The sequence below is a fragment of the Mycolicibacterium sp. HS_4_1 genome (genome assembly GCF_054515875.1).
The window spans coordinates 1951117-1971584 of sequence record NZ_CM137261.1 but is presented as its reverse complement, the minus strand read 5'-3'; the positions used below and the strand labels follow the sequence as shown (position 1 = coordinate 1971584).

The window sequence follows — 20468 nt, the reverse complement described above, 5'->3', positions numbered from 1 at the left end:
TGTATGCAACTGGCAGGCACGGTGTAGCTGCGCCACCCCCTGGCCCGCAGATCGAATCGTACCCAGCCCAGCAGCCTGTCGGTGTCGGCGGCATAGACGTTCCAGTATCCCTTCGAGCGCTTCTGCAACCAGGTGTCCATCGCAGACCACGCCTTCTACGCGACCGACCGTCGAGTTCGGTTTTCACCTACGAACCGGTTCTTGTTGCCTGCCCGCGACCCGGGCACATCCGCCATGGCGCACCAGAGTCGCGAGTAGAGCTGGGGCAGAACGTGATTCAGATGCGCTTCTACACGTTGGCGTGGGCCAGTGAGGGCATCCGGTGCACGACAAACTCCGAACGTAGGTAGTACCACCACGTCACCGCGCCCATGAGCAGGAATAGTGCGGCGTAGCCCCAGAAGGCGGGCGCCATGCTGCCGAAGTGGATTGTCGATAGCCGCAGCGCCTGCTGAAGCACAAATCCGCCGAAGGCGCCCACCGCACCGACCACGCCGAGAGCGGCGCCGGCCTGTCGCTTGGCTGAGGCCGTCGCCGCGGTGGGGTCCTGGCCGGTTTCGGCGGCGGTCTTGTTCGCGACGGCACTGAAAATGGTCGGGATCATCCGGTACGTCGACCCGTTGCCGATACCTGTCAACACGAATACCGCAAGAAACGCGGCCAGATACAGGGGGAAGCTGTGGAGCTTGAGCGCGGCCATGATCAGCGCGATGCCGCCGGCCATGGTGACGAACACGAGAAGGGTGATTTTCGCGCCACCGGTTCGGTCCGCCAACCATCCGCCAAGCGGTCGGGTGAACGAACCGACGAGAGCACCCAGAAACGCGAGGTTGCCGAGAGCCACCAGGACCGGAACGTGGCCGAGTTCGGGAAAGTTCACCTTGATCAGAGTCGGAAACGCGAACGAGAAACCGATGAACGAACCGAATGTCCCGATGTACAGGAAGGCCATGACCCAGGTGTTGTGGTTGGTCATGGCCAGCTTGTAGGAGGACCGGTCGGGTTTGGCGCTGCTGATGCTATCCATGAACAGCAGGGCGGCGATGGCGGCGATCACGATGAATGGCAGCCACACCAATGCGGCCAGGGTCAGGCCGAACCGATAGCCCGCCGGTGTTTTGGCCACCAGTGTCGTACCGAGGGTGATGACCAGCGGGATTACTAGCTGGGTGACGGCGACGCCGAGATTGCCTCCGGCGGCGTTGATCCCGAGAGCCAGGCCCTTCTTTCCTTGCGGGAAGAAGAAGGAAATGTTGGCCATTGAGGAGGAGAAGTTGCCGCCGCCGAATCCGGCGAGTGCGGCGAGGATGAGGAACACCCACATCGGTGTCTCGGGACGGTTGATGAAGTACGCCAGGCCCAGGCACGGGAGCAGGAGCATCGAGGCGCTGAATGCGGTGAAGGCCCGGCCACCGAAGCGGGGAATCGCAAAGGTGTAGGGCACCCGCAGCGCTGCCCCCACCAGCACCGGCGCTGATGTCAATAGCAGCGCGTTGCTCACCGCGTGCGGATTCTTGCCGCCAACGCCCTCCATGAAGGCGAATCCGGCACTGCCCATGTTGGTGACAACGATGGTCCAGATCACCCACACGTTGAATCCGAGGTGCTCAGATATCACTGAGAAGATGAGGTTTTTCCATGCTGTCTTCTTGCCCCCGGACTCCCAGAACGCGGGATTCTCGGGCTCCCAATGGTCCAGCCAGCGTCCTCGGCGCTGGTACCGAAACGCTGGTGTCTTCTCTTGCGGTTCGTCGGCCACGGTTGCGGTCATGTCAGATCCTTCCGGTGTGGCGAACCGGCGCAACGGTTTTGGTGACTTCGTCACCAAAACCTGAGGTCGGTGTGGTTGCGCGCGTTCGCTGCGGTCGGGTTCCGAACGTAGAAGAGCCGCATTACCGAAACCGTTTCCATGAGTTTCGCGGCAAATAACTCGCTCTCACAACGGTGTGCGCAGCGTTGTGAGAATGGTGGCGGCCTGCCATAGTTGCTGTAGCACACTGCAGCACACTGCAATATCGTGATCCCAAGCGTGGGCGACAGATTCGGGGCACGATGCCGATCCCGCCACTGCGTGACTGGTGTCTTCCGGTACCACACCGCGGCGCTGGGAAGAAACATCGAGCTGGCGACGTACCTGGCTGAGACACCAGCTCGCCGAACCGGAGTAGCTGCTTATCTTGAGCTGTCGCTAGGTCGGCGCACTCGCTTCACGATCGATTCACGACTACCGCAGAGCCGATGAGGCAGACCTGATGGCCGATTCGGTGGCCTATTTCGAACGAAATACCACTTTGGGCGGTGCGGTGACCCACCAGACCGCCGCGCAGAACATCACGGCGTAGCCGAAGGCCGCGGTCAGGTAGACGCCGCCGATGATTCTGGGCGGTACGAGCACGGCCACGCCCAGAATCATCGCGCCGGCAACGAATGCCAAGGCCGCCACCCGACGTCGTCGGCGCCGAATCCGGGGCGCCGATGTCATTAGGTCGAATTGGCGGGTCAGCCGCGGGGCGTGCAGTTCCAGGTCGTCCGAAATTCGTTCAAGAATCTGTCGTTCGCGTTGCGACGGCTCCATGGCGCACCTTCCCGTGCCGCATCTAGTCCGCGGGCAATCACGGCCCCGTTCCCCGCCCGTATCTGTCGATTATAGTGTTGCATACAACAATAGTTGCCGTGGGTTCCCGTGATCGCGCTACGGTACGCCAATCAGTGCTCGACCGGCCTACGTCAACACTCGCTCTGGGAGGTGCGCTATTCCCGACATCGAGCTGTCTGCGGGCCGAATCCGCTATCACGATCGAGGTAGCGGCCCGTGCGTGCTGCTGGTTCACGGATTATTTGTCAACAGCACCGTGTGGGAGCCGCTGGTCGCGTTGCTCGACGGACACGTTCGGTGCGTGATGCCCGACCTGCCGATGGGGGCGCATACGCTACCGATGAACGGCGCCGATCTGTCCCCGCCGGCGCTGGCGGCTTTGCTTGCCGAATTCATCGAGCACCTTCAGTTGACCGACGTCACTGTTGTCGGCAACGACACCGGCGGTGCCCTGTGCCAGATCTTGAGCGCTCATTATCCACGCGTCATTGACCGGTTGGTGCTGACCAATTGTGATGCGTTCGAACATTTTCCGCCCACGGTGTTCCGCCCCCTCGAAGCCGCCGGCGGCGCTATTCCGGGCCTCATCGCGGGCTTGGACCTACTGCTGCGAGTCCCGTTGTTTCGGCGCGCGGCGCTGACAGTGGTGCCGGTGACGATGCGGCCGCTACCCGACGAATTGCTGGCCGCATGGTTTGCACCGCTTCACGATCACCGCATCCGAGCCGATGTGCGAGCTGTGCTGCAAGGGATTTCGGCAAGGCATACCCTGGACGCCGCGGACCGCCTACGGCATTTCACTGGCCCAGCGCTCATCGCGTGGGGTGCACGCGACCGTTTCTTCCCGCTGTCCGACGCGGCACGACTGACGCAGACCTTTCCTCACGCCAGACTGGAAGTCATCGATGATGCCCGCACGTACATTCAGCTCGACCAACCGCAGCGACTCGCCGACCTGATCATCGAGCACATGAAGTAGGCGGTGACTGACCTGGGCGCCGGGCACCGCGGTCGGCCCATCTATCCCAGCCAGAACGCTCTGCGTGGAGACACCAGCACAGACGATCAACTGATGTCACACAAGGCGTGGTGACCACGTCGCGCCGCTTCCGGCGCGAGTGATTCCGACAATCGTCTATATCCCATATTGAGGCAGCGTGAATGCGTCGTCGAGTTCGCGACGCCAGATGCGCTGTCCCAACCATGGCACTGCGAACAGTTTGGTGGCCTGGTTGCGCGCCCACACCCCCAGCGCTGTTGTCGGGGCGAATGTGGCAGCGAAGCGGCGTGCCGAGGCCTGCTTGTCCTGGATGAAACCGCGCAGCAGACGCTCCTGGTTCTCGAACGCGAAGCGATAGTCGGTGTCGGCCCGGTTGAGTTCCCCGGCCAGCACGTACGCCTCAGCCATCGCCAGGCCCGTGCCCTCCCCGGCCAGCAGGGACACCGCGGCGGCAGCATCCCCGATCAACGCGACGCGCCCGCTCGACCAGCGGTTCATGACGATCTGACTCATGCAGTCGAAATAGATGTTCTCAGTGCGTTCGAGGGCTTCGAGAATCTGCGGGCACTCCCACCCCGCAGTGCCCAGGACCTGCCACAAAGCGTGCTTGATGTCGCGCATCGAACGCGGTCTGGGACCGGGCAGCCGATCGGCGGTGAACACCGTCAGAAACATCGTGCGATCACCCCGCATGGAGAATCGGCTGATCATGCGCCCCGGACCGCTGTGCGTGAGGTATACCAATTCGTCGCGTGGCCGGTATCCACTGATCTCGAACGCCGCCACTCGGTACCCCAGGTCGGTCTCGAACTGATGGTCGGGACCAAATGCCTTTCGCCGCACCGTGGAATGCGCCCCGTCGGCGCCGATCACCAGATCGAATGTTCGCGATCGGCCTGTGTGGAAACGGACTTTGACCTCGGTATCGGTTTGATCGATGTCAACGACGCCCGCACCGAATGCGGTCGAAATCTGGCCGTCGACCGCATTGAAGACCACGCGGGCCAGATCACCACGCGCCACACTGGTGAATCGTCCGTTGATCATGCGGCGCAGGCCGCGGGTGCTGAAACCCCCAACCCGCCTGCCACGCCGGTCAACTAGGCGTACGTTGTCAATGTCGTAGCCGGCCGCGTGCACCGCGGCAGCCAGTCCCATCTTCTCGGCGACCTCGTAGCCGACACCCCAGAAGTCGACAATGTAACCGCCTGCGCGCAGCTGCGGCGCCTTTTCGATCAGAGTGACCTCGTAACCGCTGCGGCGCAACCAGAATGCGGCCGTGGTCCCGGCGATCCCTGCGCCGACCACCGCGACCCTCAACGGCGCCACGGGGAACTCACACCGCGGCGCGGTCGGCCGCTGATTGTTTCGCTGACCATGAGGCTCCTCCAGGTTGCACACGCCCGGCGGCACGGCCACAGCAGCGCATTACCTATTATCGCATAATGCAACAATTGTTGTCCGCGATCATCGGAGGCCGGCGCCGGGCGGCGTCAGGACGAGGCGGCACCCGTGGCCGCCGGCCGCGCGGCGGAATGCGACCGCGCAGGGCCGCGGTCTGCGCGGCGGTAATGGCCACTGTGGTGCCGATTTCAGGCTGCGGCGCCACGGTTCCCGACCGCCGCGCCGATGTTGACCATCTCAGCGCCCAGCTTGGTTCGATGCCCGGGGTGAGGTCGGTGCACGCCGACTACGCGAACCATTGGTCCGCGGGAACGGTGATGTTCAGCATCCACCTCGATGCCGCCGACAACCTCACCGCCGACAATCTGGCCGCCATCGTGGACACCTATCTCCGGAACCTTTCCTCAGGCCGCTACCGCTACTACCACAGCGAACTCGACGTCCGCCACGGATGGAACGTCTTCGCTGTCGATAGCAGTGACCGGCCGGTCGCCAACATGGCACAAATCCTCGACCAGGCTCGCGACTGGATTGCCTTGCGCGCCATGCTGCCTGGGGCCACCGTCGCTCTACGCTCCACGATCAGTCATCCTGTCGCGCACCTGACCCCACGGGAGACCGAAAGTTCGAATCTCGCCAATATCGACCTTCCCGAGAACGCTCACGGCGTGGGCATCGCCACTGCAGTCAGTACGATCGTGGCCCATTTCCCATATCTGGCAGTGTTGAATTGGACGGTCAGCGCCGCCCATGCACAAGATCGGATTGCATTTACCGGGCGCTTCCCGACGTCCAGCGAGCTCGACCTGTGGCGTCAGCTGACCTCCGATCAAACCATCGCTCATACCGACAGCATGCAGATCAATGGACCGGTCACCCCACCGGTATGGCTTTCCGAAGCCACGCCGGGCACCGACGCCGTCGACGTCGCGTTGGCGCTGGCAAGCCGGCACCTGCCGCTGGCCGCGACACTGCCCGCCCCGGTGCTCTACACCGCCGGCAGCCAACTGTCGGGCCACATCGGCGGCTACGGGGTCTCGCGAGGCCCGGTGGCGATCACCGTCGGCGGATGCACCCGACGCGACCTGGCCGTCTATCAGCCCACCGCCGGCGAACAAGCACTCATCGACCGCTACGAAACCTGCCGCCGCTGACCGCACCGACGCCGCGGCGCACCCGTGGCCGCATAACGGATGCGGAGGTGAGGAGCACGAGAACCTGTTAATGACTGCGAACGAAATACGTTGCTGTCGAGCGGTTTCTGCAAGCCTCACCGACGATATCTCCGTCGGAGTCGATGGGTGTCCGGAGCGAACGTGGTCATCCGCTTGGCCGATCAGGCTGGCGAGCGGGTGTTCGGCTCCTACGTCATCAAGAGCCGACGGCGATGCGCCGGGCAGCTCTGCCCGCATAGACACAGAGCGCGCGCAAGTGACAAACTTCTGGTCACCAACTGGCTTGAGGAAGTGATGCCGTGGATGGTCTTGAGATGGCCACCGCCGAGCGCACGGACCTAGCCGATCTTCTGGAAACACTGACACCCGGGCAGTGGGACGCGCCGTCGCTGTGCGAGGGCTGGCGGGTGCAGGACGTGGTCGCTCACATCATGAGCTTCGACGAGGTCGGCCTTCGTGGGATGTTTCGCCGTGCAATCCGGGGCCGGTTCGTCCACGTCAACCAGGTGGGCGTTGACGAACTCGCATCCCTCACGACCGAACAGCTGCTCCGCAGGCTGCGCGCCCATCTGCGGCCCCAGGGGCTAGCCACCAGCCTTGGCGGCAGACTCGCCCTGCTCGACGTGACCATTCACCATCAGGACATCCGCCGTCCGCTGGGTATGCCCCGCCAGATCCCGACTGAACGGCTGCGCTGGGTCCTGGGGGCCAGCGTGTACAGCCCCGAACTTCCCGCATGGCACCTCGCCCGCGGTATCCGCCTAACCCCGACCGACCTGGACTGGACTCACGGCTCAGGACCGGAAGTCACCGGACCAGCAGAAGCCATGCTGATGGCGATCACCGGCCGGCGAAGCGCCATCGGAGAGCTGGCCGGCCCAGGACAGCAGGTGTTGGCCCGCCGACTCGCACGCTGACGGCCTCGAAGCGCTACCTGTTGCGGAATTGTCGTACTGCCAGATATCGCGGCCGCGGCGCGGCGAACTGTTCGCCCAATTGGTTGCGAACCGCGTTGAACACGCGAAACAGGTTCAACCGCGGCAGCGGTGTGATGTTGGATCCCGAGCCGTGCAGCGGGTTCGCGTTGAACCGCAGCGCCGTGCCTGCCAGGCCGGTGAACTGGTCGCTCCGTGGTGATCGATCGCCTTGCACAAGATGGTCTCGTCTGGTGTGCCGACCCGATATGCGATCAGTGATGCGTTGTGGCTGTTGTTCGGGGTCACCCCGACTCGCGGGTAGAAAGTCTTGTGGGAATGACCCTCAGTGACCGAGGATCGCCGCGGCTAGCGCGTCAGCCTAGAAATCGATAGTCGCCGGAGGCTCTCCACCGGCCTCCGTGAACGCGGTGAGTGCTCCGACCATGCCCTCACGCTGCCGCGCAGGCATCGCCTCCACGACCCGGGCGATTTCAGCGCGGCGCCGCGCGGTGACGGTACGAACGACTTTGCGGCCGCGGGTGGTTAGTTCCACCACCAGTTCGCGGCGCGACACGGGATGAGGGCGACGGTCGATCAGCCCGGCGGCGACCAGGCGGTCGGCCATTCTGCCGATCGTGGACGGTTGCACATCGAGCAGCCCAGCCAACGTCGCAAGGTTAGTGATGCCGCGGTTGGACAAGATCACCAGGACCCGGAATTGCGGGATGGTGATCGCATCGTCTACCTCAGCGATAGACCGCGCCGAAATGCTGACCAACAGCCGCGACGCGGTGATCAACGAATCGGTAATGGCATCGACCGATTGGTCAGCGGTTGCCTTGGTCTGCGCATTCACCTGGGAGCCCTCCTCGGTTACCACTGTAATTGGCTGCGCGACAGATCGGCCGATGAACCCTACCAACGGCCGCACTAGGCAGCGACCCCACCGTGCAATTGGCATTGGTGCCGAACCCGCCTGGTCGCTGCGCCACTACCAGCTGTTACCCAGCAACCCGCGAGCTCACCGCGCCGGGGGACGACCCCGATTACCATTAGGCAGCACCATTGTTGCAGACTGCAATAATGGTTGGCTGCAGGATCTATTGGTGGCGCGCGACGATGGCACCGCCACCGGCACCCGTATATGCCCTCCTGCGGAGCAGGGTGGCGCTTGTGCCGATGGCGTTGACCATCGGTGTTCTCACCGGGCTTGGCGCGGTGGCCTTCCGCTGGCTCGTCGTGTATTTCACCCGCATGTTCACCGGGTACAGCGATTACTCGGCGTTGGGCCGGGTACCCAGCGCGCACTGGCCGGCTTTGGGTTGGTGGTTCCTGCTGGCGGCCCCGGTGATCGCCGGCGCCGTCTACGGCCCGCTGGTGCACCACTTTGCCCCCGAAGCACGCGGCCACGGTGTGCCCGAAGTGATGTACGCGGTGGCCCGCAAGAATGGACGGATCGCGCCGCAAGTTACCGTGGTCAAGGCACTGGCTTCGGCGTTATGCATCGGTGGCGGCGGATCGGTCGGCCGCGAAGGGCCCATCGTGCAGATCGGCTCGGCCGCCGGCTCTGCAATCGGTCAACTGCTACGCCTGGATACCCAGCGCATTCGCCTACTGGTCGCGTGCGGGGCGGCCGGCGGTATCTCCGCCACGTTCAACGCGCCCCTGGCGGGAGTGTTCTTCGCCCTCGAATTGATTTTGCGCGATTTCGCCGCCGAATCCGCCGGGGTGGTTGCGCTCTCCAGCGTCGCCGCCGCCGTGGTGGGGCGCAGCTTGATGGGTGATCACCCATTCCTGTCCCTCCCTGGATTCACCGTCCATAACCCCGCCGAGTACCTGCTGTACGCCGCACTCGGAGTGGGCGCCGGCATCGTGGGAACGCTGTTCTCCCGCGTGCTGTACTGGGTTGAGGACGCGTGTGACTGGCTCTGGCGCGGCCCACAATGGGCGCGGCCGGCGGTCGGCGGTATTGCGTTGGGCGCCTTATTGATCGCGCTGCCGCAGATGTACGGCGTCGGCTACCCGGTCCTGCAGAACGCGATCGACGGCCGATATGCGGTGGCGATGCTGCTATTGCTCATGTTCGGCAAGATCGTCGCGACCAGTTTGACCATCGGGATCGGCGGCTCGGGCGGCGTGTTCGCGCCCACCCTGTTCATCGGGGCCATGGCAGGCAGCGCATTCGGGGTCGCCGCACACCATCTTTATCCCAGCTTGGCGATCGCCGCCGGCGCATGCGGGCTAATCGGTATGGGCGCTCTTCTCGGTGGCGCCACCGGCGCACCCATCACGGCAGTGGTCACCCTCTTCGAGCTCACCGGCCAGTACGCGATCATCCTACCGTTGATGACCGCCGTCGCGATGGCCGCAGGAACAGCGCGACTACTTGGGCGGCACACCATTTACACGGCCAAGCTCTGGCGCCGCGGCATCGACCTCGACTCCGCCGCTGTTCCAATGGATCGGACCAACATCGCAGACACCAGACCCTCAGCACACCCATCACCACCAAACAACGAAACCCCGCCCCGAGACATCCAGGACACGAAAAAGACTGGGCTACAACGTGTATTGCCTTCTTCGCGTGCGACGAGAATCACTGACGCCGGCCCATCGCCCGAACGGCCGAACCTGCGCATTATTGAGTAGGAAACCGCCGACACAGTATGTTGCCCAACAGGTGTCCTCTACACCGTGGAGGAACGCAGACACAAAGCCGTCCTAAGCGGTGCCACAGCCTTGGCAAGCCAATCCCTCACCACCCCTGCGGTTTCAGCCACGCCCACAGATGCCAGCGCGAACCACGACAGCCTCCGCCATCAGCCCGGTTCCGGCCAGCGTAGACATTGTCACAATGCCGGGCAGGGGCCTGCGGCGGTGGCTTGATCCTGGCTCGACTGTCCAGTGGCCCTGAATGGTGAGCGAATCGCATTCACCGTCAACGCGTTACCCGCGATCTGTCCGGTTGGCCCATCGTCTCGATGGCGATCGGCTCGCTGCCCGCCGTGCATCTACTATCGGACGATCAATGCCAGTCCGCGCGGCTCGTCGGTGGCGGCGCACGAAGCCGACCACCGTCTGAACACCCGTACGCTGCACGGGGGCAACACTTTACGGCGGCGTTGAGTCGCCGACGTCATGCGGCGTGGACTCAGTGGCGTCGGAGTGCTGATTCCAGCGGTCCAGCAGAGCAGGAATCTCGGCCAGCAGGAAGTCGTAAAAGTCGCGCATCTCGGTCAGCCGCCGGAAGGCCGGCCCATGACGACCACTCATGGCCAATCCCGCGTCTGCTGCGGCCCGCATCGCGGCCAACGTCTGGTTCTGGCTGGTGAACAGCACAGCCCACGCGTTGGGCCTGAGCCGGTAGTGGTCGCGACGACTGCCCGGGACCGGGACTCGTTCGGCCAACCCCACGGACGTCAAAGTCTTCACCGCCCCCGAGATCGCGCCCGAACTGGCCTGCAGCGTGTCGCCCAGCTCGGCCATGGTGACGTAAGGGTGCTCACTGAACAACAGCGTGGCTAGGACGCGTGCGGTCATGCGCTGCAGACCGTGGTCGGTGAGGACCAGTGCCAACTGCTCGGCCGAGGCCTGCAGCTCCGATGACGTCGACACCTTGCGAATCCTCCTCATCACCAACAACCTTCACTAATCTCTGAAAGTTTAGTACAGTCATCGGTGGTGCTCCGGGAAGTCTGGTCGGAAACGTGATACTCCGCTGCGTGGCGACCGGCCGGTGACCCCGGCGGTGGCCGCGTCGACCGAAAGGCGACCGACTGCCGATGCCCACCATGGCCGCACCTCACTTCCCTGCCCGAACCGCGTCGCCTGTCATCGACGTTGGTGGCTTGACATACGCGTATCCGAAAACGACCGAGCCCGCGGTGGACGGGATGGATTTCACAGTCGGGCGCGGAGAGATCTTCGGCTTTCTGGGCCCCAGCGGGGCGGGCAAGTCCACCACTCAGAAAATTCTGATCGGTCTGCTGCGCGGGCACGGCGGTCGGGCCCTGGTGTGGGGGAAAGACCCAGTGGTGTGGGGCCGCGACTTTTACCAGCGCATCGGGGTGTCCTTCGAGCTGCCCAATCACTACCACAAACTCAGCGGCGTCGAGAATCTGCGGTTCTTCGCCTCCCTGTACCGGGGCGCCACCCGCGATCCGCGTGAACTGCTCGCCGCAGTCGGCTTGGCAGATGCTGCAGATATCCGAGTAGGCAAGTACTCCAAGGGAATGCAGATGCGCCTGACCTTCGCACGGTCGTTGATCAACGATCCCGAGTTGCTGTTCCTCGACGAACCCACCTCCGGACTGGACCCCGTCAACGCCCGCACCGTCAAAGACATAATTCTGGAGCTCAAGGCCCGCGGGCGCACCATTTTTCTCACCACCCACGACATGGCCACCGCCGACGAACTGTGCGACCGCGTCGGCTTCGTCGTCGCCGGCCGCATCGTGGCCCTCGACAGCCCTACCGAACTCAAGATCGCCCGCAGTCAGCGGATGGTTCGAGTGGACTACCGCGACGCGCACGGCTCGCTACAAACCACCGAGTACCTGCTCGACGGACTGGCGGACAATCCGGACTTTCACACCGTGCTGCGTAACCACCATGTGGAAACCATGCACAGCACCGAAGCCAGCCTCGACGACGTATTCGTCGACGTCACCGGACGCAGCCTGTCATGAGCAGGTGGTGCAGCACCTTTCGGTTGGAGGTCACCACGCTGATGCGTCAGCGGTTTGCCCACGCCGCGGTGATCTCCGGCTTGCTGTGGCTGACGGCGTTGCTGCCGATGCCGCGCGATCTGCGCCCAATCATCGAACCCTATGTACTCGTCGGCGACATCACCATCGTCGGGTTCTTCTTCATCGGCGGGTCGGTGTTCTTCGAGAAGCAGGAACGCACCTTGAGTGCCGTAATCTGCAGCCCCTTGCGGTTCTGGGAGTATCTGTCGGCCAAAATCGCTGCACTGATGGCGATTTCGCTGTTCGTCGCCGTCGTGGTGGTCGTCGCGGCGCACGGCACAGACTTTCACCTGTTGCCACTGGTGGCCGGTGTGGTACTGGGCACGGTGGTGATGCTGCTGGCCGGGTTCGCCTCATCGCTGCCGTTCGCTTCGGTCAGCGACTGGTTTCTGTCCACCACGGTGCCGCTGGCGATCCTGGCGCTGCCGGTGCTGCACCTATCCGGGGTGTGGCCGAATCCGGTGCTGTACCTCATACCTACCCAAGGTCCGCTGCTGCTGTTCGCGGCGGTGTTCGACCAAATCACCCTCGCCCCATGGCAAATCGCCTACGCCGGGTGCTACCCGCTGGCCTGCGCGGCGGGCCTGTACCGACTGGCCTCGGTGCTGTTCACCCGGTATGTGATCCAACGCCCCGGAGTGCTGTGATGAACCTTCCCTTGACAGTACGAGCGTGGATGGCATTCGGCCGCAACGATCTTCGCGGCACCTACCGAGACCCGCTACTGGTCATGCTGGTCCTGGCGCCGGTGATCTGGACCGTCGGCACGGCCGTGCTCGTACCTGCGCTCACCGACACCCTGGGCCGCCGCTACCACTTCGACCTCGTGCCCTACTACCCGCTGGTGATCACCGCGCTGCTGCTGTTGACCAGCATCATCATCGCCGGCGGGTTGGCGGCATTTCTCGTACTCGACGAGATCGACGCCGGTATGCTCACCGCGCTGCGCGTCACCCCGGTAGCGCTCGCCACGTTCCTGATGTACCGGGCCGCCACTGTCGTGGCCGTCACCACCGTCTACGTGGTAGCCACAATGTCGGCGAGTCGACTCCTCGCACCCGGGCTCCTCCCCGTCCTCATCCCCATCGGAATGGTGGCGGGCCTGTCGGCGGTGGTCACGATGCTGCTGATCGTGTCTGTGGCGGGCAACAAAATCCAAGGCATCGCCATGGTCCGACTGCTGGGCATCATCATCGCCGGGCTGCCATGCCTGCCCTGGTTCGTCGATTCGACGTGGAACCTCGCATTCGGCGTGCTCCCGCCCTACTGGGCGGCCAAAGCATTCTGGGTCGCCAGCGCCCACGGAACCTGGTGGCCCTACCTACTCGCAGGATTCGCCTACAACGTGGCCATCGCCAGCCTGCTGCTGCGCCGGTTCCTCACCAAGCACACCTGAGCACCGTATGGAGAGCACGACGACACGGGCCCATGCGATGGGCTCATCGATCGAAGTGGCACTCCTAGGTCAGGAGGCAACCAAACCTGGGGCAGTCCCCGGCCTTCGGTTTCGCCTCCGGAGGGTCCCCCCTAACCGCTGTGGCCGTTCCTCTCGGCGACACACTTGCCGCCATAGTCAACCTGCCAGTGCTTGATGCCGTTGAGCCATCCCGACTTCAGCCGTTCGGGCGGCCCGTTCGGTGTGACATCGGGCATGTGGTCGGCGATCGCATTGAACATCAGGTAGATCGTCATGCGCGCCAGGTTGGCGCCGATGCAGTAATGGGCACCGGTCCCGCCGAACCCGACGTGCGGGTTCGGGTCGCGCAGGATGTTGAAGCTGTAGGGGTCCTCGAAGACCGTTTCGTCGAAGTTGGCCGAACGGTAGGACATCACCACCCGCTCACCCGCCTTGATCTTGACGCCCGCGAGCTCGGTGTCCACCCGGGCGGTGCGCTGGAACGCGGAAACCGGTGTGGCCCAGCGGATGACCTCGTCCACGGCAGTCTTCGGCCGAGTCCGCTTGAACAGATCCCACTGATCGGGGTGCTGCGAGAACGCAGTCATGCCGTGGGTGATCGAGTTGCGGCTGGTCTCGTTGCCGGCCACCGCCAGCATGATGACGAAGAAGCCGAATTCGTCATCGGAGAGCTTCTCGCCGTCGATGTCGGCCTCGATCAGTTTGGTGACGATGTCCTCCGTCGGGTTCTCACGCCGCTTCTCGGCCATCTTCATGGCGTAGGACACGAGTTCGAGGGAGGACGCCGCCGGGTCGACGCCGGCGTACTCGGGATCGTCACCGGCGGTCATCTCGTTGGACCAGCGGAAGATCTTGTCGCGGTCGTCCTGGGGTACGCCGAGTAGCTCGGCAATGGCCTGTAGGGGTAGTTCGCAGGCGACCTGTTCGACGAAGTCACCGGTGCCGCCGGCCGCTGCGGCCTTGGCGATCTGCTGGGCCCGGGCGTTCAGCTCATCCTCGAGCCGCGAGAGCGCGCGCGGGGTGAAACCACGCGAAATGATCTTGCGCAGGCGCGCGTGTTCCGGGTCGTCCTTGTTCAGCATGACCACCCGCTGGAGGTCGACCGCCACGTCGCGGGTCATGCCCTGCGGCCAGACCGGGATCGCGCCGTTCATCGAGCTGGAGAACACGTCGCTGCGCAGCGAGACTTCCTTGACGTCCTCGTGCCGGGTGACCAACCAGTAGCCCTCGTCGCCGAATCCACCGGTTCCGCCGGGCACGTCGACCCAGTGCACGGGTTCGGTCCTACGCAACTCCGCAAGTTCGGCGACGGGCAGGCCCGCGACATTCAGGTCGGCGTCGAGGGGGTCGAAGCCTTTGGGCAGATTCGGGCAGGCCATGGCGGAACGCTCCTCGTCTTCTCGAACACAGGTACTGATGAGACTCACCTTTATGGAACCCACTTTGGCCAAGTACGAGAGCCACAAATAGAGCCATTAGTCCCTAGTTCAAGTCATCTGCCAGCGCTTACCGTGACGACTCGTTAATTAAAGGAACGCGTTCTAGTAAGTCGCGAAGTGCCTGGAGGTGACGGAATTGACGAGTAATTCGACTGACGCCGCAGTGCGTGAGATCGATGTCGGGACGCCCCCGACGCGGTTTGCGCGCGGCTGGCACTGCCTGGGACTGCTCTCGGAGTTCGCGGACGGCAAGCCGCATTCGGTCAGTGCTTTCGGGACGAAACTCGTGGTCTTCGCCGACAGTCACGGCGACGTGCACGTGCTCGACGCGTACTGCCGCCATCTCGGCGGCGACCTGTCTCAAGGTGAGGTCAAGGACGATGCCGTCGCGTGTCCGTTCCATGACTGGAGATGGGCCGGCAACGGCCGGTGCGCACAGGTGCCCTATGCCAAGCGTCCGCCCCGGCTCGCACGTACCCGCGGGTGGCTGTCAAGTGTTCGTGCCGGACTCCTTTTCGTCTGGCACGACCCCGAGGGCGCTGCGCCGTCGCCCCATCTGGACATCCCGGATATTCCGGAGTTTCACGACGAGGGCTGGACGGGATGGTCCTGGCGCACTGAGCTCATCGGCTCCAACTGCCGGGAGATCATCGACAACATCGTTGACATGGCGCACTTCTACTACGTCCACTTCGGATTCCCGACCTACTTCAAGAACGTGTTCGAAGGTCAGGTCGCGTCCCAGTACCTACGGACGATCGGTAGGCCCGACGTCAACCTGGGTGGATCGCACTACGCGGGCGAACAGATCCTCGATTCCGAGGCGTCTTACTTCGGACCGTCGTTCATGATCAACCGGCTGCACAACAGCTACAGCGGATACGCGGTGGAAGCGATTCTGGTCAACTGCCACTATCCGGTCACCGCGGATTCCTTTGTCCTGCAATGGGGCATCATGGTGCGCCGGCCGCAAGGTCTGACCGATGAGGCGACGGAAATGCTGCTGCGCGCATTCACCGACGGAGTCAGCAAGGGATTTCTCCAGGACGTGGAGATCTGGAAGAACAAGACCCGTATCGACAATCCGCTGCTGGTCGAGGAGGACGGCCCGGTCTATCAGCTGCGTCGGTGGTACGAGCAGTTCTATGTCGACGCCGCCGACGTCACCTCCGACATGACCGACCGCTTCGAATACGAAGTCGATACCACTGCGGCCAACGAATATTGGCGCAATGAAGTTGCGGAGAACCTCCGGCAACGAGAAACACCGACCCCGGTCGCCGCCGACCTCGGTCCCAATCAGCCCAGCGTCGGGAAGGCAATTCAGTGACGGCTCTTCAGCAAGCCCAGGCAGTTCGTGACACCGAAACCGTTCTGGAGGGCGTGGACGCGGTATTACCGCTGTTGCGCGAGCGTGCCCAACTCACCGAGGACATCCGCGCGATCCCTGGCGAATCGTTGACGGCACTCGAAGACATCGGGTTCTTCACGCTGCTGCAGCCCGAGCAATGGGGCGGCCTGCAGTGCGACCCGGTCACCTACTTCGAGGCGGTGCGCCGGCTGGCCTCCGCGTGCGGCTCGACCGGCTGGGTGGCGGGCGTGCTCGGCGTGCACAACTGGCACCTGGCACTGTTCGATCAGCAGGCCCAGGAGGATGTCTGGGGCGAAGACAGCTCTGTCCGGATCTCCTCCTCCTACGCCCCGATGGGTGCGGCAACGGTCGTCGACGGGGGTTATCTGGTGTCGGGCGAGTGGAAATGGTCGTCCGGCTCCGCGCATGCCACGTGGGCTTTCGTCGGCGGTCCGGTGCTCAAGGATGGCCGTCCGGTCGACTTCGGCAGCTTCCTGATTCCACACTCCGACTACCGCATCGTCGATGACTGGCACGTTGTCGGCCTGCGCGGCACCGGCAGCAATACCCTCGTGGTCAAGGACGTGTTCGTGCCCAAGCACCGCTTCCTGTCCTATCAGGCGATGAACGACGGCTCCGCCGGCGGCTATGCGAGCAACACCGCCCCGGTGTACAAGATGCCCTGGGGCACAATCCATCCCAGCACCATCTCGACGCCGATCGTCGGCATGGCCTACGGCGCGTACGACGCACACGTCGAGCAGCAGGGCAACCGGGTGCGCGCGGCGTTCGCCGGAGAGAAGACCAAGGACGACCCGTTCGCCAAGGTGCGGATCGCCGAGGCCGCCAGCGACATCGACGCCGCCTGGCGTCAGCTGAGCGGCAACGTCGCCGACGAATATGCGCTGTTGTTGGCGGGCAAGGAGATTCCGTATGCACTGCGGGCCCGGGCCCGTCGCGACCAGGTGCGTGCCACCGGCCGCGCCATCGCGTCGATCGACCGGCTCTTCGAGGCGGCAGGTGCCAGCGCATTGTCGAATGATGCTCCGCTGCAGCGGTTCTGGCGTGACGCTCACGCCGGCCGCGTGCATGCCGCCAACGAGCCCGAGCGCGCCTACCTGATCTTCGGCAACAACGAATTCAACCTTCCCCCAGCTGACACCATGGTCTGATGAGGGCCGCGTACGCAGGTCAGCAGCGCAATCCCGCCGGTGGCAGTACCGACTGGGTCAGGAACGCCACCACGGCCGTGTCGACGCATCGGTCGCCGTTGAACACCACGGTGTGTTGGGTGCCCTCGAAACTGATCAGCGACGCGCCGAGTTCCTGTGCCAGGTTCACCCCGGCCTGGTAGGGCGTGGCGGGGTCGTGCGTCGTGGATACGACGACGACCTTGCCCGGGCCGGGCGATGCCGGCGTGTGCGGACGAGACGTCGCGGGCACCGGCCACATGGCGCAGACGTCGCGCGGCGCGTAGCCGGTGTACTGGCCGTAGCTCATGAACGGCGCCATCTCGCGCGCCTTGAGGTCCGCGGCCGCCCACGTGGCGGAATCGGTCGGGAACGGCGAATCGACACACCGGATCGCGGTGAACGCGTCCTGCAGCGGTGCGTAGCGCCCGTTCTGATCACGATGCTGGTAGTCGTCGGCGAGCAGCAGCAGGTCGCCGGCATCCCCACCACGCTGCAACCCGAGCAGCCCGCTGGTCAGAAACTTCCAGTACTTCTTCGTGTACAGCGCGTTGATGGTGCCCGTGATCGCATCGGAGTAGCTCAGGCCCCGCGGATCGGATGTCGCACCCGGTCGCGCGACGAGCGGATTGACCAACTGCTGGTACCGGGCGACGAACTGCGTCGGGTCGGTGCCCAGCGGACAGCCGGGCGACTGCGCGCAGTCCGTCGCATAGTCGTTGAAAGCCGTTTGGAATCCGGCCAACTGGAGCAGGTTCTCGGTCACCGGATCGGCATTGGGGTCGACGGCGCCGTCGAGCACCATGGCCCGCACCCGGTCCGGGAACCGTTCGGCGTAGGCCGCCCCCAGCTCGGTACCGTATGAGAAGCCCAGATAGTTGATCTGCGACTCCCCGAGCGCGGCCCGCACCACGTCCATATCCCTTGCCGCCGAGGCGGTTCCGACGTTGGCCAGGAAGCTGCTGCCCATCTGTTGCAGGCAGTCCTGCGCCGTGCGGCGGCTGACGGCCTCGATGTGCGCGACCCCGGCCGGACTGTAGTCGACCATCGGGTCGCGGCGGTTGGCGTCGAGTTCCGCGTCGCTGCGGCACCGCAGTTGCGGCGTCGAATGCCCCACGCCGCGCGGATCGAAGCCGACGAGATCGAAACTGCGGCCGATCTCGGTATCGGCCAGCACCGACCCCATGCCGGCAACGGTGTTGACGGCCGACGCGCCCGGACCACCGGGATTGACCAGTAGCACGCCCAGGCGCTGACCCGAGGCCGGGACCCGGATGACAGCCAACTTGGCTTGCGGCCCTTGCGGATCCGCGTAGTCGACGGGGACGCCGATGTTGGCGCACCGGGCCGTCGGCAGGTCCGTGGTGTCACCGATGAACGGCTCGCAACTCGTCCAGGCCGGCGCCTGTTCGTAGTAGGACTGCAGGGATTCGGGGGCCGCGTGCGCGACCGATCCGGGCGCGGCGCTGATGGCCACCAGCAATCCGACGACCCCTACCGCACCACGTCGTCCACGACTGCCCGCCCGCAACATGGCACACATGGTCGCACGGCGCGCAGCTGAGCCGAAGCCTGGCCGGGGAGGGAGACAACCCGGCAATCAGACGGTGACCAAACGGTTATCTCGCGGCGGCACCGTGTTTTTCGCGACACCGCACTTCGCGATTCAGCATTTCGCGCCGGCGTCGGGCATGGTTCCGTTGATCAGATAACTGCCGGCGTGCTCGTCGACGCAGCTGTTGCCCTGGAACACCACGGTGTGCTGGGTGCCGTCGAACGTCAGCAGATTGCCACCGAGTTCCTTGGCCAGGTCCACGCCCGCCTGGTACGGCGTAGCCGGGTCGTGGACCGTCGACACCACCAGCGGCGGCGCCAGACCCTTGACCGAAATCTCGTGCGGCTTGGATGTCGGCGGCACCGGCCAGAACGCACAGGTGCCCAGCGGGGCATCGCCGGTGAACTGGCCGTAGCTCATGAACGGCGCCACCTCGCGGGTGCGCTTGTCCTCCGCGATGACCTTGACGCGGTCGGTGATCGGCGGCTCGTCGACGCAGTTGACCGCCACGCGGGCGTCGGTCGAGTTGTCGTAGTGGCCGTCGGGGTCCCGGCCCATGTACGCGTCGGCGAGCCGCAGCATGATGTCGCCGTGGCCGCCCTTGAGCTCGGTGAGCCCTGCGGTGAGGTCCTTCCACATGGCCGGCGAGTACAGCGGCAGGATGGTGCCGACCAACGCGTCGCTGTAGCTCAGACCACGCGGATCCTTTGTGGGGGCGGGCTTTTGGACCAACGGGTCGACCAGGCTGTGGTAGACGTCGTTGACCTTCGCCGGGTCCGTGCCCAGCGGGCAGTCCGGGCTGTTCGCGCAGTCGGCGGCGTAGTTGTTGAACGCCGTCTGGAACGCGGCGGCCTGATTGATGTCGGCCTGGATCGGATCAGCGTTGGGGTCGACGGCACCGTCGAGGATCATCGAACGCACCTTGTCCGGGTGGTCCTCCGCGTACTGCGCGCCGATCCGGGTGCCGTAGGAGTAACCCAGATAGGTCAGCTTGTCGTCGCCCAGGGCGGCGCGGATGGCATCCAGATCCTTGGCGACGTTGGCGGTTCCGACGTTCTCCAGGAACTCCTTGCCCATCTTGTCGACGCATCGCTGCACGAACGCCTTGGTCTCGGATTCGATGCGTGCGACACCGGCCGGCGAGTAGTCGACCTGGGGGTCGGCGCGCTGCCGGTCGTTGTCGGCGTCAGAGTTGCACCACACGGCCGGCTTGGAGGACCCGACGCCGCGGGGGTCGAAGCCGACGAGGTCGAACCGCTGCCGCACCGCGTCGGGAATGTTGTTCAGCAACGACACCGCGGCGCTCACGCCCGACTCCCCCGGCCCGCCCGGGTTGATCACGAGGGAGCCGATCTTGTCGCCGGTCGCCTTGATCCGCAGCAGCGCCAGCTGTGCAACGTCACCGTCGGGCTTGCTGTAGTCGACGGGCACGGACAGCATCGCGCACTCGGCCCCCTTGGGGATGCGCGACTGCGAGTCCGGTGACGTGGTCTGGCACGGCGACCACTGCAGGGGCGCGCCCGGCTTCGGCACCGCGCGAATCGCGCGTCCGTCGATCACCTGGCTACAACCCGTCGCATCCACCAAGACCATGGCCAGTACCGATGCGAGGGCGAGGCTCCCCCGTCTGAGGTTCATGGTCGACCATGGTGCCATGAGCGCTGGTCTGACCTGAT

17 protein-coding genes are annotated in these 20468 nt (G+C 64.6%); 9 read left to right on the top strand and 8 right to left on the bottom strand.

Annotated features, from left to right (window positions below):
- Window positions 1-289: 289 nt before the first annotated feature.
- Window positions 290-1771 (bottom strand): MFS transporter, encoded by a 1482-nt coding sequence (locus tag ACX12F_RS09345; protein WP_459369306.1) that lies wholly within the window; start codon window positions 1769-1771, stop codon window positions 290-292.
- A 498-nt stretch (window positions 1772-2269) separates the two neighbouring features.
- Window positions 2270-2575 (bottom strand): DUF3040 domain-containing protein, encoded by a 306-nt coding sequence (locus ACX12F_RS09340; RefSeq protein WP_459369305.1) that lies wholly within the window; start codon window positions 2573-2575, stop codon window positions 2270-2272.
- Between the two features lie 241 nt (window positions 2576-2816).
- Between ACX12F_RS09340 and ACX12F_RS09335 the strand changes: the two genes are divergently transcribed.
- Window positions 2817-3575 carry an alpha/beta fold hydrolase gene (locus ACX12F_RS09335; protein ID WP_459369304.1) on the top strand — a complete coding sequence of 253 codons (759 nt, stop codon included), beginning with the start codon at window positions 2817-2819 and terminating at the stop codon, window positions 3573-3575.
- A 156-nt stretch (window positions 3576-3731) separates the two neighbouring features.
- Here the strand turns inward: ACX12F_RS09335 and ACX12F_RS09330 are convergent, their stop codons facing one another.
- The gene (locus ACX12F_RS09330) at window positions 3732-4925 is read right to left on the bottom strand and encodes an FAD-binding domain (RefSeq protein ID WP_459369303.1); all 1194 of its coding nucleotides are present in this window, start codon (window positions 4923-4925) and stop codon (window positions 3732-3734) included.
- Between the two features lie 332 nt (window positions 4926-5257).
- On the opposite strand from ACX12F_RS09330, the gene ACX12F_RS09325 reads away from it, so the two are divergent.
- The gene (locus ACX12F_RS09325; RefSeq protein ID WP_459369302.1) at window positions 5258-6154 is read left to right on the top strand and encodes a hypothetical protein; all 897 of its coding nucleotides are present in this window, start codon (window positions 5258-5260) and stop codon (window positions 6152-6154) included.
- Between the two features lie 320 nt (window positions 6155-6474).
- Window positions 6475-7092, top strand: coding sequence for a maleylpyruvate isomerase family mycothiol-dependent enzyme (locus ACX12F_RS09320; RefSeq protein WP_459369301.1), 618 nt, complete (start codon window positions 6475-6477; stop codon window positions 7090-7092).
- 379 nt (window positions 7093-7471) lie between these two features.
- On the opposite strand, the gene ACX12F_RS09315 is transcribed toward ACX12F_RS09320, so the two are convergent.
- Window positions 7472-7948 (bottom strand): MarR family winged helix-turn-helix transcriptional regulator, encoded by a 477-nt coding sequence (locus ACX12F_RS09315; RefSeq protein ID WP_459369300.1) that lies wholly within the window; start codon window positions 7946-7948, stop codon window positions 7472-7474.
- 323 nt (window positions 7949-8271) lie between these two features.
- Here ACX12F_RS09315 and ACX12F_RS09310 point away from each other — a divergent pair, with 323 nt between their 5' ends.
- Window positions 8272-9741, top strand: coding sequence for a chloride channel protein (locus ACX12F_RS09310; RefSeq protein WP_459369299.1), 1470 nt, complete (start codon window positions 8272-8274; stop codon window positions 9739-9741).
- Window positions 9742-10203: 462 nt separating this feature from the next.
- On the opposite strand, the gene ACX12F_RS09305 is transcribed toward ACX12F_RS09310, so the two are convergent.
- The gene (locus ACX12F_RS09305; protein ID WP_459370290.1) at window positions 10204-10689 is read right to left on the bottom strand and encodes a GbsR/MarR family transcriptional regulator; all 486 of its coding nucleotides are present in this window, start codon (window positions 10687-10689) and stop codon (window positions 10204-10206) included.
- Window positions 10690-10874: 185 nt separating this feature from the next.
- Between ACX12F_RS09305 and ACX12F_RS09300 the strand changes: the two genes are divergently transcribed.
- The 3 genes from ACX12F_RS09300 to ACX12F_RS09290 are packed head-to-tail and all read left to right on the top strand — an operon-like array spanning window position 10875 to window position 13236.
- On the top strand, window positions 10875-11780 hold the full coding sequence (locus tag ACX12F_RS09300) for an ABC transporter ATP-binding protein (RefSeq protein WP_459369298.1): 906 nt from the start codon (window positions 10875-10877) through the stop codon (window positions 11778-11780).
- Complete coding sequence (locus tag ACX12F_RS09295; protein WP_459369297.1) at window positions 11777-12487, top strand: fluoroquinolone export ABC transporter permease subunit; 711 nt, start codon at window positions 11777-11779, stop codon at window positions 12485-12487. The genes ACX12F_RS09300 and ACX12F_RS09295 overlap by 4 nt, the downstream gene beginning before the upstream one ends.
- On the top strand, window positions 12487-13236 hold the full coding sequence (locus ACX12F_RS09290; protein WP_459369296.1) for an Rv2686c family ABC transporter permease subunit: 750 nt from the start codon (window positions 12487-12489) through the stop codon (window positions 13234-13236). Before ACX12F_RS09295 ends, ACX12F_RS09290 begins: the two co-directional genes overlap by 1 nt.
- Before the next feature lie 131 nt (window positions 13237-13367).
- Here ACX12F_RS09290 and ACX12F_RS09285 read toward each other — a convergent pair whose 3' ends face one another.
- Window positions 13368-14636 (bottom strand): cytochrome P450, encoded by a 1269-nt coding sequence (locus tag ACX12F_RS09285; protein WP_459370289.1) that lies wholly within the window; start codon window positions 14634-14636, stop codon window positions 13368-13370.
- Window positions 14637-14832: 196 nt separating this feature from the next.
- On the opposite strand from ACX12F_RS09285, the gene ACX12F_RS09280 reads away from it, so the two are divergent.
- Both ACX12F_RS09280 and hsaA read left to right on the top strand, forming a co-directional pair.
- The gene (locus tag ACX12F_RS09280) at window positions 14833-16026 is read left to right on the top strand and encodes a 3-ketosteroid-9-alpha-monooxygenase, oxygenase component (RefSeq protein WP_459369295.1); all 1194 of its coding nucleotides are present in this window, start codon (window positions 14833-14835) and stop codon (window positions 16024-16026) included.
- Window positions 16027-16070: 44 nt separating this feature from the next.
- Entirely contained in the window at window positions 16071-17219 is a 1149-nt protein-coding gene (gene hsaA / locus ACX12F_RS09275) for a 3-hydroxy-9,10-secoandrosta-1,3,5(10)-triene-9,17-dione monooxygenase oxygenase subunit (protein ID WP_459370288.1), read from the top strand.
- A gap of 19 nt (window positions 17220-17238) precedes the next feature.
- Here hsaA and ACX12F_RS09270 read toward each other — a convergent pair whose 3' ends face one another.
- The gene (locus ACX12F_RS09270; RefSeq protein ID WP_459369294.1) at window positions 17239-18780 is read right to left on the bottom strand and encodes an alpha/beta hydrolase; all 1542 of its coding nucleotides are present in this window, start codon (window positions 18778-18780) and stop codon (window positions 17239-17241) included.
- Between the two features lie 123 nt (window positions 18781-18903).
- Window positions 18904-20430: an alpha/beta hydrolase gene (locus ACX12F_RS09265; protein WP_459369293.1), complete on the bottom strand. Its 1527-nt coding sequence runs from the start codon at window positions 20428-20430 to the stop codon at window positions 18904-18906.
- Window positions 20431-20468 lie beyond the last annotated feature (38 nt).

Coding starts and splice junctions, on each gene's coding strand:
- ACX12F_RS09340 (WP_459369305.1), bottom strand. CDS start 2,575: ATGGAGCCGTCGCAACGCGAACGACAGATTCTTGAACGAATTTCGGAC.
- ACX12F_RS09310 (WP_459369299.1), top strand. CDS start 8,272: ATGGCGTTGACCATCGGTGTTCTCACCGGGCTTGGCGCGGTGGCCTTC.
- ACX12F_RS09300 (WP_459369298.1), top strand. CDS start 10,875: ATGCCCACCATGGCCGCACCTCACTTCCCTGCCCGAACCGCGTCGCCT.
- ACX12F_RS09285 (WP_459370289.1), bottom strand. CDS start 14,636: ATGGCCTGCCCGAATCTGCCCAAAGGCTTCGACCCCCTCGACGCCGAC.
- ACX12F_RS09265 (WP_459369293.1), bottom strand. CDS start 20,430: ATGAACCTCAGACGGGGGAGCCTCGCCCTCGCATCGGTACTGGCCATG.
- ACX12F_RS09345 (WP_459369306.1), bottom strand. CDS start 1,771: ATGACCGCAACCGTGGCCGACGAACCGCAAGAGAAGACACCAGCGTTT.
- ACX12F_RS09295 (WP_459369297.1), top strand. CDS start 11,777: ATGAGCAGGTGGTGCAGCACCTTTCGGTTGGAGGTCACCACGCTGATG.
- ACX12F_RS09290 (WP_459369296.1), top strand. CDS start 12,487: ATGAACCTTCCCTTGACAGTACGAGCGTGGATGGCATTCGGCCGCAAC.
- ACX12F_RS09270 (WP_459369294.1), bottom strand. CDS start 18,780: ATGTGTGCCATGTTGCGGGCGGGCAGTCGTGGACGACGTGGTGCGGTA.
- ACX12F_RS09325 (WP_459369302.1), top strand. CDS start 5,258: ATGCCCGGGGTGAGGTCGGTGCACGCCGACTACGCGAACCATTGGTCC.